Raw genomic sequence first — 12,993 nt, 5'->3', positions numbered from 1 at the left:
CCACCCAGGCATCCCAGGCATCCCAGTCCACCCAGTCCACCCAGGCATCCGTGGCCGCGCCGGGCACTCGGCCGCCGCTTGCCGCCAAAGCCGCGGCTCTGCCGACCAGTTGGGCCACCGTGGTCAACAGCGGCAGCGGCAAGTGTCTGGACGCGCGCTCGGCCGCCACCGTGAACGGTACGGCCGTCCAGCAGTACGCGTGCAACAACTCCGCCGCGCAGCAGTGGAGTTTCACGACAACCAGCGACGGCTATGTGCGGATCAACAACCGCAATGACGCCAACCAGGTCGTCGATGTGAGCAACACGTCCACCTCCGACAACGCCGCGGTGCATCTGTGGACGTACGGAGGCGGCAACAACCAGCAGTGGCAGGCGGTGGACGAGGGCGGCGGCGCGTACCACTTCGTCAGCCGCCACAGCGGCAAGTGTCTGGACGTGCCCTCCGCGTCCGCTGCCGACAGCGTGCAGCTGGTCCAGTACACCTGCAACAACTCGGCGGCCCAGCGCTTCCAGGTCGCGCCGGTGAACACCGCTCCCGGTGATGTGGACCTCGGCCCGAACGTGGTCGTCTTCGACCCGTCGATGCCGTCGGCGACCATCCAGAGCCGGCTGAACTCCATCTTCCAGCAGCAGGAGCAGAACCAGTTCGGCTCCCAGCGTTACGCGGTGATGTTCAAGCCCGGCACCTACAGCAACGACGTCAACGTCGGCTTCTACACCCAGGTGCTTGGCCTCGGCCAGTCGCCCGACTCGGTGACGATCAATGGCGCCGTGCATGTCGAGGCCGACTGGTTCCCGCCGCAGAACGCCACCCAGAACTTCTGGCGCGGTGCCGAGAACCTGTCGGTGAATCCGACCGGCGGCACCGACCGCTGGGCGGTCTCGCAGGCGTCCGCGTACCGCCGCATGCACGTCCGCGGCAACCTGGCGCTGGACGACGGGGGGTGGGCGAGCGGCGGCTTCACGGCCGACACCAAGGTCGACGGTCAGGTGCGGTCCGGCAGTCAGCAGCAGTGGATCACCCGCAACTCCACGCTCGGCAGCTGGACCGGCTCCAACTGGAACATGGTCTTCGTCGGCAGCCAGGGGGTCCCGGGCACCACCTTCCCCAACCCGCCCTACACGACCGTGAACCAGACCCCCACGATCCGTGAGAAGCCGTTCCTCTACGTGGACAGCGCCGGCGCCTACCGGGTGTTCGTACCGTCGCTGCGGAGCAACTCCGCCGGTACGACGTGGGCCAGCGGCGCCGCGGCCGGCACCTCGCTCGGCATGGACTCGTTCTTCATCGTGCGGGCCGGCACCACCGCCGCGCAGATCAACGCCGCGCTGGCCCAGGGCAAGAACCTGCTCGTCACGCCAGGTGTCCACCACCTGAACCAGACCCTGCAGGTGACCCGCCCCGACACGGTGATCCTCGGTCTGGGCCTCGCCACCTTCGTCCCCGACAACGGCATCACGGCGATGCGCGTGGCGGACGTCGACGGCGTCAAGGTCGCCGGTCTCCTCTTCGACGCAGGTCCGGTCAACTCGCCCACCCTGGTGGAGATCGGTCCGTCCGGCGCCTCCGCCGGCCACGCGGCCAACCCGACCTCGCTGCACGACGTCTACTTCCGGGTCGGCGGCCAGACGGTCGGCAAGGCGACGACGAGCCTGGTGGTCAACAGCCACAACGTCATCGGCGACCACATGTGGATCTGGCGCGGTGACCACGGCAATCCCGGCACCATCGGCTGGACCGTCAACACCGGCGACACCGGCCTGATCGTCAACGGCAACGACGTGACGATGTACGGGCTGTTCGTCGAGCACTACCAGAAGCACCAAACCATCTGGAACGGCAACGGCGGCCGGACGTACTTCTACCAGAACGAGATGCCGTACGACCCGCCCAACCAGGCTGCCTGGATGAACGGCTCCACCCAGGGCTTCGCCGCGTACAAGGTCGCCAACTCGGTCACCAGTCATCAGGCGTTCGGGCTGGGCAGCTACTGCTACTTCAACGTGAATCCGAGCGTGACCGCCGAGCGGGCCTTCGAGGCCCCTGACAACCCGAATGTGCGCTTCCAGAGCATGGTGACGGTCTCGCTCGGCGGCACCGGGACGATCCGTCATGTCATCAACGGCAGAGGCGGACCTTCGAACTCCTCGACGAACGTGGCCAACCTCGTCAGCCATCCCTGACCGCGCGTCCCCTGCCCCGGCCGGCCGTCCACGCGGAAGCGCCAGCCGGGGCGGGGGAGCAGGGGAACCCGAGAAGTGCAGGTCAGGGGACTCAGGGTCTTTCGTCTGGATCATGCCGGGCATGATCCAGACGGGAGACCCTAGCCGTATGCGGTGAGCAGCAGGGCGATGTCGTCGGCGCGGTAGGAGGAGCGCCGCGCGTCAAGCAGGAGGCGGTCGGCGAGTTCGTCCAGGCCGTCCGCGCGGGCGTGCGCCAAGGACGTCCGCAGCCGGTCGATCCCCACGTCGATGTCGCTGCCGCGCTCCTCGACCAGACCGTCCGTGTACAGGGCGAGGACGGAGCCCGGTGCCAGGCCGATCCGTGTTGCCGGATAGGCGCTCGCGCGATCCACGCCGAGGAGGGGACCGACGTCCAGGTCAAGGACGTCGGTCGACCCGTCGGGACGGCGAAGCAGTGGTGGCGGGTGGCCTGCTGCGACGGCGTACGCGTGATGGCCGGGGGACTCGAGGCGGATGCAGCAGCAACTGGCCAGCAGTCCGGAGCCGAGGTCGATGAGGGTCTGGTTGGCCCCCGCCACCACGTCACTGGGCGTGTGGCCCACCGCCGTGAAGGCGCGTACGGCGCTGCGCAGCTGGGCCATGGTGGCCGCGGCGGCGATGCTGTGCCCCTCGACGTCTCCGATGACGAGAGACACCCCGTCGCCGGTGGCGATGACGTCGTACCAGTCGCCGCCGATGTCCATCCCCCTGGTGCCGGGCAGGTAGCGGGCAGCGGTACTGAGACCTGGGAGCAGGGGCAGCCGGTGCGGCAGCAGCGCCTTCTGCAGGCCACGGGCGAGTGCGAACTCCGAGTCGTAGAGCCGCGCTCGTTCCAGGGCTTGGGCGATCAGCCCGGCCAGTGCGGTGAGGACGCCGCGGTCCTTCTCCGTGAACGGATGGGTCTCGTCGAAGCCGAGAACGCAGGTGCCGACGGGGGTGCCGGAGGCGATCAGCGGCAGGTACGCCCAGGAGCTCACCCCGCCCCCGGCAATGCCCGGGTAGCCCTGAGAGAGATCCCGCTGTGACTCGATGAAGAGCGGGGACCCCGAGGTCAGGGCCTCCGTGCCGGGCAGGCGGGCGTGCAGTGGCACGCCCTCCAGCCATTGGAGGAAGTCCTCGTGGCGGCCGGTCTGGAAGAGCCGGTGCATGGTTCCCTCGCGCACCACGTAGATCGCCAGCTCCTGGCCACCGAAGGCCGGGAGGAGCTGGTCGGCGACGACTTCGCAGACCTCGCGGGCGGTGACCGCCTCGGTCAGCGCACTGCCCAGTTGCAGGACGTGGTAAATGACGCCCATGCGCGCCGGTGCGGCGGCGGGCGCCGGCACACCGGATGCGGCGGGTGCCGTTACGGACGACGCGGCGGGCGCCGGAGAAACCGAGGTGGGACTGCCGACGGGAGTGACCCGGGCGGTCACCCCGTCCGCCTCCGGGTGGAGGAAGAAGGCGAGCCACCGGTCGGGCGGACGGCAGGCGTGGAAGGAGGACCGCGCTTGCGAGATCATCGCGGACCGGTGCCGGTACTCGATATCGGGATCGGACAGCCACGGCAGGACGTCCCAGAGACACCGGCCCAGCAACTCGTCGCCGCGCACGCCCAGAAGCTGTTCGGCGCTGTGGTTGACATAGGTGACCCGCCCGTCGGGGGCGAGGGAGAAGAGCCCGTCCCGCAGCCGCTCCAACGCGGCTAGGGCCGTACCGCCGGCCCGCGCATCGACGACCGCGCCGACCAGATGGGAGCGTGACCGAATGTCGTCGACCTCGGGTACGCGGCCCCACAACTCGACCGTGCGGTGCCCCTCGCCGCCGTGCCCGCCGTCTCCGTCCCGTACGCGCATGCGCCGAGCGACGATCCTTCCCTCGGCCGCTGCCGCGCGGGCCGCAGCACGGAAGGCTGCGAGGTCGCCGGGGTGGAGGCGGGAAGCGAGCGTATCGGCCCTTCCGTCGAAGGCGAGGGGGTCGAGACCGAAGATCGAGCAGAACTCCTCGTCCCCGGTGAGCGTGCCCGTGAGGAGGTCCCAGTCGAACAGGCCGAGCCTCACGGCCGGTGCGGAGAGAGCCGGAGCCTCGACGGGAACAGTCTGCGGGCCGCACTCGATGGGATCGCCCGTACGGGCGCGCAGGGCATCGAGCGAGGACCCGAGCCGGCTCGCGACGGTCCTCAGCTGGCGGCGCTGGGACTTGGACAGCCCTTCGCTGCCGGGCAGCGCCGCCCATACGATCGCCAGCGCCCCGAAGGTCTCCTCGCCCGTCCCCACCGGCACCGAGCAGGAGCCGAAGGCGTAGGGCAGGGCCACCGCGAGCTGGGGATACCTGCGTACCGTCTCGTCGGCGTCGGCCAGGTGAATGGTGCGCCCCGAGGTGTAGGCCGCGGCGACCGGAATGGGACTGCCCACCGGAATGAGACGCCAGCCGCCCAGGAGGGACGGTGGCATGCCACAGGTCGCGGCAAGCACGATCGAGCGGCGATCGCGGGAGCGGAGAAAAATACTCCCCGCGTACGCGCCGGTCCCCTCGACGGCCCTGACGACGGCCGCCGTCAGCAGGTCCTCGAGCTCCGCCGTCTCATCGACGGTCACGCCGTCCATATTCCCAGTGTGCGCAGTGCGGCGGGCCCGTTCCACCGCGCCTTGGCGGAGGAGGTTCGCCCCCGGTGGCCGGGTTCCGGGCGGCCCGCGGGCGGAGCCCTCGGACCGCGCGAAAGAACTGTTGCGAACGTCGCTGATCACGCCGTCGAACACAGGGCGGGCCGCCGCGACACGGCCGCGGTCATCTGGCGCCTCCCTTCCGGCTGTGACAGTCGCTCAGCTTCGGGCGGTCGTGCCGGACGTGGCGGATGTGTGGCGAGTGGCTGATTCTCTGGGGTGATGCCCTGCGCTCGGTCTCCGCGACAGCGAGGTGAAGCAGGATGGGGAAGATTCGCGGTGGGTGCCTTCGTCGGTTGGGCGATCCCGCCGGGGAACCCGACGACCGGAGGACCGATCGTGCTGCTCCAGGACAAGACCGCCGTGATCTACGGTGCGGCGGGGGCCGTCGGCAGTGCGGTGGCCCGGACGTTCGCCCGTGAGGGGGCGAAGGTCTTTCTCGCCGGCCGTACTCTCGAGACGCTCGACACCCTGGCCGCGGAGATCTCCGCCGAGGGAGGCGAGACGGACGTGGCGCAGGTCGACGCTCTCGACCGCCAAGCCGTCCAAGAGCATGCCGACGCCGTGGTCGAGGAGGCCGGCAGTATCGATGTCTCGTTCAATGCCATCGGGATTGACCATGTTCAGGGAACGCCGCTCAGAGAACTCTCGCCAGAGGACTACAGCCTCCCGATCACGACCTACACGACGACGCAATTCCTCACCGCCACCGCGGCGGCGCGGTACATGGTGAGCAGGGGCTCCGGCGTGATCCTGACGTTGTCGGCCACGGCGGCTCGCGTCACCCTGCCTTCGGACGGATTCGGTGTCGCGTGCGCGGGCGTCGAAGCCTTCTCCCGCCAGCTGGCGGGAGAACTCGGGCCGTATGGCGTCCGGGTCGTCTGCTTGAGGCCCGACGCAATCCCGGAGACGGCAATGCTCGGTTCGCACGCCCGGACGGTCTGGAGTCGTGCGGCCGAGCGCATGGGTATGACGCTCGAAGACGTTCTGGACGGCTCTCCCGGAGTCCCGGGACCTCTGCTTCAGCGTTCGCCGTCACTGGCCGAGGTCGCGGACGTTGCGGCCTTCATGGCTTCGGACCGGGCGAGTGCCATGACTGCGAGCGTCGCCAACATCAGCTGCGGCTCGGTCGTCGACTAGCCGGCCGCCGCCTGCGGAGGCCGGGAGCAGAAGCGGATCCGGCCTGCCGTCCGGGCGATCGATGCATCTGTGAACGGGCTGGTGGTCGGCGGTCCCGGGGGTTCACGTATTCACATAACCCTCACTCCGGCGAGTGACAGTGGATGCGCGAAGCGTAATTGATTTGGCGTGAACACCCCTTGGATCGGTCCGGGAGTGGCAAAAGACTTCTCCTGTGCCGCGGAAGCCGCGTGCGACATGCGTCTCAGGCGGGACTCCGTGGTACTTCGGTTCCATGGCGCACCAGTTACGTTCGCAATGTGAGGAGAGCGCCGCATGCCCGACGCCGGCCCTCGAGGCACCGCACACCCGATCACGCTGACCGACGGCACGCCCACCCGCACCCGGGAGGTGACCCCCGCCGATCTCGGGCCGATCCAGGCGCTGCACCGCCGTTGTTCGCCGGGCAGCCGAGCCCTGCGCTACCACGCGGGCAAGCCCGAGCTGTCTCCGGCCGGATGGCGGGTGCTGTCCGACCCGGAGCGTGGCACCACCTTGGTCACCACCACTGCCCAGCGTACGGACCGCATCATCGCCATGACCAACGTCATGCGCACCGATCAGCAAGGGGTCGGCGAACTCGCCGTGCTGATCGAGGACGAATGGCAGTCCAAGGGGCTCGGTACCGCCCTGGCCGCACACGCGGCCGACGTGGCCCGCCGGGCAGGGCATCACACCCTGACCGCGACGGTCGCCGCCGCCAACGCACCGATGCTCCACGTCCTGGAGAGGCTGGACGCGCCAACCACTCGTGCCACAAGACCCGGACCCGTCCTCGACATTCACATCCCCATTCCGGGGACACGTGCGAGGGGGTGAGCCGCCCCTTCTGTCCGGGTCCCGTGTGCGCGCACTCCCGGCACCGGCAGGGGCCTCTCCCGCTGTGCCGGAACTATTGGGAACTGTGCGTTTTCTGTGCGTTTAGTGCTGCATGAACCGGTCACCCGAGAGATGACCGGAAGTCGCTGGAGGTGGCGCCATGAGGCAGGGCGACGTGGTGAAGGCGCTGCTGGACTCGTGCGGCCGCACCTTCGCGCAGGAAGCGGACATCCGCCTGCGGAACACGCCGCAGCCGCTGTACCAACTCCTCGTCCTGTCGCTCCTGTTGAGCGCTCGTATCCGCAGCAGTACGGCGATCGCGGCCGCCCGCGCGCTGAACGACGCAGGGATGCGCGACCCGCGGCGCATGGCCGCGGCGACGTGGCAGGAGCGGGTCGATGCGCTGGGCCGGGGCGGCTACCGCCGCTACGACGAGCGCACCGCCACCCAACTGGGGGAGGGGGCGGAAATGGTGGCGCGGGAGTGGCGCGGAGACCTGCGGCGAATGCGGGCCGAGGCGGGCGGTGACACCGAGGCGCTGCGTCGGCTCCTGCAGAGGGTTCCCGGGATCGGGCCCACGGGCGCCGACATCTTCTTGCGCGAGGCGCAGGACGTCTGGCCCGAGGTGGCGCCCCATCTGGACGAGAAAGCCCTGGAGGGCGCGCGGCGCCTGGGCCTGCCGGCCGCGCCCGACGCACTCGCCCGGCTGGCGGGAGATGCCGGCACCGCCGCCTTCGCGGCTGCCCTGGTCCGCGCGGCCCTGGACAAGAGAGTCGCCGACGAGGTCGGCCGCGCGGCCGACGCGGATGCAGAGTAGAGGATCACCGCTTCCCCGTCCGCCCCTGGTGTTGCGGATACGCCCGTACGAGGTCACTCTGTTCGTAACCCAGAAGCGACCATTGCTCACTCTTCGCACTCGGGGCTCTGACGTTGAAGGGGTGTAGCTGGCGCGGTGAGGAGCACGGCCATGACTGTCCCGGTCGCCTGCCGCTACGCGGTGGAAGTGCAGGCATCACCAGAGCGGGTTCCCCAGATCCGACGCATTGTCGCGGCGCATCTCCGGTACTGGAACCTCGAAGCCCACATCACACCTGTGTGTGGCGCCGTTGCCGAACTGGTCGGCAACGTCGCCCAGCACGTCACCGATGACAAGACCTGTGTCATTGAACTGCGCTTCACCGGGCGGCATCTGATCGCCTCCGTCGCCGACAAGGGCCGGCGTCTGCCCCGGCTGCTCAGTTCCTCGCCCTCGAGGGGCGGCCTCGCCAAAGTCGCGGCCCTCAGCGACAGCTGGGGCACGTGCGGCACCCCCACGGGCAAGGTGATCTGGTTCAGCCGACGGGTGAAGACGGCTCAGCGCGTCCCGTTGGTCTCGGTGGCTCCGGTCCCGCAGGTGCCGGCGTTCGTGCCGCCGACGGAACCGGCCTGGGACCGTGAGCCGGTGGTCGCGGTCAGCGCCCCTGTTCTCACGGCTGTCCGGCCGGTCACCCCGGCCCCGGCCGCCCGCTGACCGCGAAGGCGGACAGCAGCTTGTCGGGTGTGAGAGGAAGATCCCGACGGCCGCGGCCGTGCCGACGATGCCGATCTCGCCGATGCCCTTGCTGCCCATCGGGTTGAGGTGCTGATCGGCATCGTCGATCCAGTGTGCCTCGATCGCCCGGAGGTCCGCACAGGCCGGCACGTGGTACGCGGCGAGGTCGCTCTCCACGAAGTCCCCGAAGGCGCGATCCAGGGTGCTGCCCTCCGTCAGAGCCACGCCCACCCCGCTGATCACCGCGCCGATGAACTGGGAGCGCGCGGTAGGGGGATTGAGGATGCGGCCGACCGCGTAGACGCCGAGCAGCCGGCGCATCCGGACCTCTCCGGCGGACTGGGTCGCGCCGCGCCCGGTCGAAGCGGCGCGACCCCTCCCGCAGGCACTCGGCGAGGTGACGGCTGCTGAAGGCTGCCCACCGTCTGGTTCGGTGTCCGGGTCATTGCGCAGCCGCAGTTCCACCGGGTCCAGCCCGGCGGCGAGGGCGAGTTCGTCCATCGCGCACTCCAGGGCGTACATACCGGAAGCGTCACCCGGTGCTCGCGCGCTGACGACGCCGTCGGCGTCCGCGCCGAGCCGGACCCGCTGGGGGGTGGGCGCGCGGAGGTCAGATCCTGGAGGGGGTGTAGACGCCCACCGTCGGCGAGGCCTTCGAACGGTGGTGACACGGGCTCCGTCGTGGGCGGCGGCCAGTAGCAGACAGCGTGCGGTGATCGAGCGTCAGGCTGTGCGCGGTTCCGTTGACGCCCAGCGTGAGGACGGAGCGGTGGCCGCTCTGCGGCGGTCCGGCACCGCCCTCCCGCATACGGGTGCTCCACTGACGTAACGCACTTCCGCTCTCCGTCGTACCGCCCCCTCCATCCCTTTCCTGCCAGTAGTGGGTGAAGGGTGCCGGGAGGCCGTCAGGTGCTGAGCAGTCGGTTGAAGAACGAGCGATAGCGCTGGAGAGCCAGGCGCAGATCCTCCGTGGGTACCTCCTCGCCGCGGTCCCACTGCCCTTCGAGGCCCTGCTTGTGGGACGAGAACGACTGGGCGAGTGTCTGCATCACTTCGGCGACCAGCGCGTCGGCCGAGCGCACCGCGTCCCGTGGGTCGTCGACGAACCTGCCCTGTATCTCGACCCAGGTGGTCCGGAACCCCTCGGCGTCCTCCCCACCCAGAAGCGGCTGGTCCTGATCACCCTGTTCGTCCCGCGCCGCACCCGCCTCCTGCTCGTCGGTCCGCGACTCGGCTGCCCGCGCCTCTCCGGCGGCGTCCGGAGCGCTCGCCCGGTCGTCCCTCTCCCCCCAGTCGGCTGTCGCCTCTCCCGGGTAGACGGCCGACTCACCCTCGGCGGGAGCCGGTTCGCGCCCAAGGACGGCCTCCGCGCGTGTGTCCCGGTCCTCGTCCACGGCCTCCTGGGGATGGGCGAGGTTCTCCGTGGTCAGACCTCCCTCGCCGGACGAGCCGCCAGTGTCGCCAGGCTGCCGCATGTCATCTCGTCGCATGTCATCTCACCTCGTCGGCTCATGGACCGTCGGCCCGGGACCGGCCGCCCTGGTTGCTGAGAAGTTCCTCGAACAGCGCGCGGTAGTGCACCATCGCCCCGCGCAGCTCCTCTGTGGTCGCCTGCCCTCCACTGCTGCGTACATTCACCTCGTGGGCGGCGCGGTAGTGCTCGAGCGTGCGCCCGTGTTCCACCGAAAGGTCCTGCAGCTGCTGCTGGTATCCGTCGGTCGGGTAGCCGCGGTCCCTCATGAGCCGCGTCACCAACTGGTCGGCCTCCCCGACCGCCGCATCCGGCCGGTCCACGAAGCGTTCCTGGACGTTGCTCCATTCGTCGGCGTACTGATGGCGGAGCTCCGCCGGCAGTTGCCTGATGTCCAGCTTGTCGTGGCGTTCCTGGCGGGCGCGCAGTTCGCGCTCGGCGGCCCGCCTGCTGCCCTCGTCCTCGAGTGTGCGGTCGTACTCGGGTCCGAAGTGCTCCTGCAGGCGCCGTCGGCGCGCCACCATCCACAGCGCCACGGCGATGATGATCAACACGACCGCGATCAGAATGATGACGGCGATGAGTGTGCTGGTAGACATCGAATCCTCCACGGGGCGTCGCGTCGGTCCCCGTCAAGGCGCCTCTGCCCAGGGCGTTAACCAGCAAACCAGGACAATGGGGCCATTGGGTGGAGAGGCTATGCGCTTCTCGGCTTCCGGGCGGCCGTCTTCTTCGCCGTGGACTTCTTGGCGGTGGTCCTCTTCGCCTCGGTCTGTTTCGCCGGAGCCGTCTTGGCCGCCTTCTGTGTGGCCTTCTTCCGCGCCGGCATGTCATGCACGGTGGCGTCCTCGCCCCGGGACTCGCGTGCCGATTGCACGGACTGCTGCAGGGCCGCCATGAGGTCGACGACCTGCCCGGCGGGTTCGGGCGCCGCTTCGGGTTGCGGAGGCCGCTGCCCGGCGGCCTTGGCTTCGATGACCCGCTCCAGGGCGGCCCGGTACTCGTCGCGCAGGTCTTCCATCCTGACCTTGCCGTACGCGTCCATCAGCTCTTGGGCGGCGTCCAGTTCCTCGTCCGGGACGTCCATCGGCTGGGGGGTGTCGACCGCGGACGGGTCGCGAATCTCGTCCGGCCAGTGCATGGCATGCAGGACCAGCGCTTTGTCCTTGATCCGCAACAGACCCAGGCGCTCGCGGTTGTGCCAGGCGAACTTGGCGACCGCGACCTTGCTGGACCGTTCCAGCGCCTTCCGCAGCAGTGTGTACGGCTTGGCCGCGACGGCCCCGTCGGCCGCGAGGTAGTAGCTCGTCCCGATGCGGACAGGGTCGATCGACTCGGCCGGTACGAACCCGAGGATCTCGATGGCCCGAGCCGTCGGCAGCGGGATGGCGTCCAGATCTTCGTCCGTGATCAGAATCGTGTCGCCGGTCGGCAGCTCGTATCCGCGGCCGATGTCCTCGTTCGGGACGGGCCTGCCCTCGGCTTCGCACACCTTCCGGGTGCGGATCCGGCCCATGTCCTCAAGGTGGAACTGCCGGAACGCGATGGACTTGTTCTCGGTGGCCGGCAGCACGGAGATGGGGATGGTCACCAGCCCGAAGCTGATGGCTCCCTTCCACACGGGGCGTGGCATCGCGGACCTCCAGGCCCCCCTGGCAGAGCACCAGCGTAATCCGGGCGGCGCTTCCCGGCACGGTCACCGGCGCCAACGGAGGAACGGCGAAGCGTCCGGGCCACAGGCGGGCTGTGCCCCGGACGCGACGGCTACCGGCGAACCCGACGGCCGTCAGTGCGCGGAGCAGCCGGCCGGAGGGGCGTGCTTGATGTCGACGACGAAGCGCTCGGGCGAATGGAGCTTGTAGGCCTTGTAGACCGGCTTGGTCTGGAACGCGGCCCCGAATGTGACCACTCCTTCGAAGTCACCGGTCAGGGCGATGCCTTTGAGTGCGGGCAGATAGGTCTTCAAAAGCCGCGGCCCCTTGTACACCGACTTGCCGGCCTCGTTGTGTGCTGCGGCGGGGGAGAGCTTGATCTCCAGGAAGTACTTCCCGGCGAGCGGGACCTTCTTCCCGGAGCCGTCGTAGCGCAGTTCCCTGACAGGTTTCACGCTGACCGGAGGCATCGTGCCCCGGACATCGATGACGAGCCGGTCGAAGGTGGAATGGCCGCCCCAGCGGGCGTTGACGACGAGGGCGGTCGCAGGGGCCTGCTGCGCTGCCCGGGACTGCGTGGAAGCCGAGGCGGGAAGCGTGGCGCCCACCCCTGCGGTGAGAAGGATGCCGGCGGCAACAGCCGCGAGACGCTGACGGTGGTACATGACGTCCCCCATTTCTCCTGGTACGGGGACAGTGGTGTCACAAGAGGAGACATCTGCGGTGAGCATACGGTTGCACGCGATATGCATTGGTTCACCACTATTTTCCGGAACTCCGGTGACGTCATGTGCTGGAGCGCTACGGCCGACCTTGTGGCGGGCACCGGCATCTCCGCGATCGGCGTGGCCTGCCTGGCGCACGTACGCCGGGCGCGTGACCTGCCACTCGCCTCGCTGCCGCTGCTCCTGGGCGCCCACCAGATCATCGAGTCGGTCGTCTGGCGTTCCGGCGGCGGAACGGGCCCGGCCACCGTGGCCTGGGCCATCATCGCCCTGCCCGTGCCGGCGCTGTGGGTGCCCCGTGCTGCTCGCCGCACCGGCGCGCGCCCGCCCACTGCTGGTGGCGACCGGGCCGCGGGTCTCGCCACCGCCACGGCGTTCACGTACTGCCTGGCCACCCGGCCCGTGACGGCCGAGACGCGCGGACACACCCTCGGCTATGTCCTCGATCTGCCCGCTTCGGAGCTGCTCGTCGCGGGCTATCTGCCGGCCACCGTCGGCTCGCTGCTGCTCGGCGGAGATCCGCTGCTGCGGCTGCTGGGAGTCCTGGTCGCGGCCGGCGCGGTGATCTGCGCACTGCTGTGGCGGCTGGAGTTCGTCTCCATCTGGTGCGCCTTCACCGCGGTGGCCTCCGTCGTCATACTCGGACGGGTACGCCGGCGCCCGGCCGGGGCCCCGGCCGGGGGCCGCCGGGGGGGGGCGGTTAATGCGGGGGCCGGCGCCGCCGGCCCGGAGGGGGTAGCCCGCGGCGG

11 protein-coding genes and 1 pseudogene are annotated in these 12,993 nt (G+C 69.8%); 6 read left to right on the top strand and 6 right to left on the bottom strand.

Annotated elements, in window-relative coordinates:
• Positions 1–50: 50 nt before the first annotated feature.
• A complete protein-coding gene (locus tag AB0M62_RS32350; RefSeq protein WP_366077933.1) occupies positions 51–2,186 on the top strand; it encodes an RICIN domain-containing protein in 2,136 nt (711 codons plus the stop codon).
• Positions 2,187–2,326: 140 nt separating this feature from the next.
• Here AB0M62_RS32350 and AB0M62_RS32345 read toward each other — a convergent pair whose 3' ends face one another.
• Positions 2,327–4,810 (bottom strand): SpoIIE family protein phosphatase, encoded by a 2,484-nt coding sequence (locus AB0M62_RS32345; RefSeq protein WP_366077912.1) that lies wholly within the window; start codon positions 4,808–4,810, stop codon positions 2,327–2,329.
• Positions 4,811–5,206: 396 nt separating this feature from the next.
• Here AB0M62_RS32345 and AB0M62_RS32340 point away from each other — a divergent pair, with 396 nt between their 5' ends.
• From AB0M62_RS32340 to AB0M62_RS32325, 4 genes are all read left to right on the top strand, one after another.
• Positions 5,207–6,007 (top strand): SDR family oxidoreductase, encoded by an 801-nt coding sequence (locus AB0M62_RS32340; protein WP_366077911.1) that lies wholly within the window; start codon positions 5,207–5,209, stop codon positions 6,005–6,007.
• A gap of 315 nt (positions 6,008–6,322) precedes the next feature.
• Positions 6,323–6,865 carry a GNAT family N-acetyltransferase gene (locus AB0M62_RS32335; RefSeq protein ID WP_366077910.1) on the top strand — a complete coding sequence of 181 codons (543 nt, stop codon included), beginning with the start codon at positions 6,323–6,325 and terminating at the stop codon, positions 6,863–6,865.
• Between the two features lie 160 nt (positions 6,866–7,025).
• Positions 7,026–7,682, top strand: a complete 657-nt coding sequence (locus tag AB0M62_RS32330) for an endonuclease (protein ID WP_366077909.1) — start codon at positions 7,026–7,028, stop codon at positions 7,680–7,682.
• 150 nt (positions 7,683–7,832) lie between these two features.
• Positions 7,833–8,375: an ATP-binding protein gene (locus tag AB0M62_RS32325; protein ID WP_366077908.1), complete on the top strand. Its 543-nt coding sequence runs from the start codon at positions 7,833–7,835 to the stop codon at positions 8,373–8,375.
• Between the two features lie 42 nt (positions 8,376–8,417).
• Here AB0M62_RS32325 and AB0M62_RS32320 read toward each other — a convergent pair.
• From AB0M62_RS32320 to AB0M62_RS32300, 5 genes and pseudogenes are all read right to left on the bottom strand, one after another.
• Positions 8,418–9,002: pseudogene (locus AB0M62_RS32320) on the bottom strand (molybdopterin cofactor-binding domain-containing protein); the annotation flags it as partial.
• A gap of 299 nt (positions 9,003–9,301) precedes the next feature.
• Positions 9,302–9,886, bottom strand: a complete 585-nt coding sequence (locus AB0M62_RS32315; RefSeq protein ID WP_366077907.1) for a hypothetical protein — start codon at positions 9,884–9,886, stop codon at positions 9,302–9,304.
• 19 nt (positions 9,887–9,905) lie between these two features.
• Positions 9,906–10,466: a hypothetical protein gene (locus AB0M62_RS32310; protein WP_366077906.1), complete on the bottom strand. Its 561-nt coding sequence runs from the start codon at positions 10,464–10,466 to the stop codon at positions 9,906–9,908.
• A 98-nt stretch (positions 10,467–10,564) separates the two neighbouring features.
• Complete coding sequence (locus AB0M62_RS32305; RefSeq protein WP_366077905.1) at positions 10,565–11,500, bottom strand: Ku protein; 936 nt, start codon at positions 11,498–11,500, stop codon at positions 10,565–10,567.
• A gap of 153 nt (positions 11,501–11,653) precedes the next feature.
• On the bottom strand, positions 11,654–12,196 hold the full coding sequence (locus AB0M62_RS32300; protein WP_366077904.1) for a hypothetical protein: 543 nt from the start codon (positions 12,194–12,196) through the stop codon (positions 11,654–11,656).
• Positions 12,197–12,307: 111 nt separating this feature from the next.
• On the opposite strand from AB0M62_RS32300, the gene AB0M62_RS32295 reads away from it, so the two are divergent.
• On the top strand, positions 12,308–12,993 hold a 686-nt coding region (locus AB0M62_RS32295), incomplete at its 3' end, for a DUF6629 family protein (protein ID WP_366077903.1).

This window comes from Streptomyces sp. NPDC051219 (genome assembly GCF_040682335.1).
Taxonomy (GTDB): domain Bacteria; phylum Actinomycetota; class Actinomycetes; order Streptomycetales; family Streptomycetaceae; genus Streptomyces.
The sequence above is the reverse complement of the archived record's forward strand: the minus strand, read 5'-3'. Positions and strand labels throughout refer to the sequence as shown.

Bases quoted from the DNA above. Each gene is read 5' to 3' on its own strand.
- AB0M62_RS32345 (WP_366077912.1), bottom strand. From the start codon at position 4,810: ATGGACGGCGTGACCGTCGATGAGACGGCGGAGCTCGAGGACCTGCTG.
- AB0M62_RS32335 (WP_366077910.1), top strand. From the start codon at position 6,323: ATGCCCGACGCCGGCCCTCGAGGCACCGCACACCCGATCACGCTGACC.
- AB0M62_RS32330 (WP_366077909.1), top strand. From the start codon at position 7,026: ATGAGGCAGGGCGACGTGGTGAAGGCGCTGCTGGACTCGTGCGGCCGC.
- AB0M62_RS32325 (WP_366077908.1), top strand. From the start codon at position 7,833: ATGACTGTCCCGGTCGCCTGCCGCTACGCGGTGGAAGTGCAGGCATCA.
- AB0M62_RS32315 (WP_366077907.1), bottom strand. From the start codon at position 9,886: ATGCGACGAGATGACATGCGGCAGCCTGGCGACACTGGCGGCTCGTCC.
- AB0M62_RS32310 (WP_366077906.1), bottom strand. From the start codon at position 10,466: ATGTCTACCAGCACACTCATCGCCGTCATCATTCTGATCGCGGTCGTG.
- AB0M62_RS32305 (WP_366077905.1), bottom strand. From the start codon at position 11,500: ATGCCACGCCCCGTGTGGAAGGGAGCCATCAGCTTCGGGCTGGTGACC.
- AB0M62_RS32300 (WP_366077904.1), bottom strand. From the start codon at position 12,196: ATGGGGGACGTCATGTACCACCGTCAGCGTCTCGCGGCTGTTGCCGCC.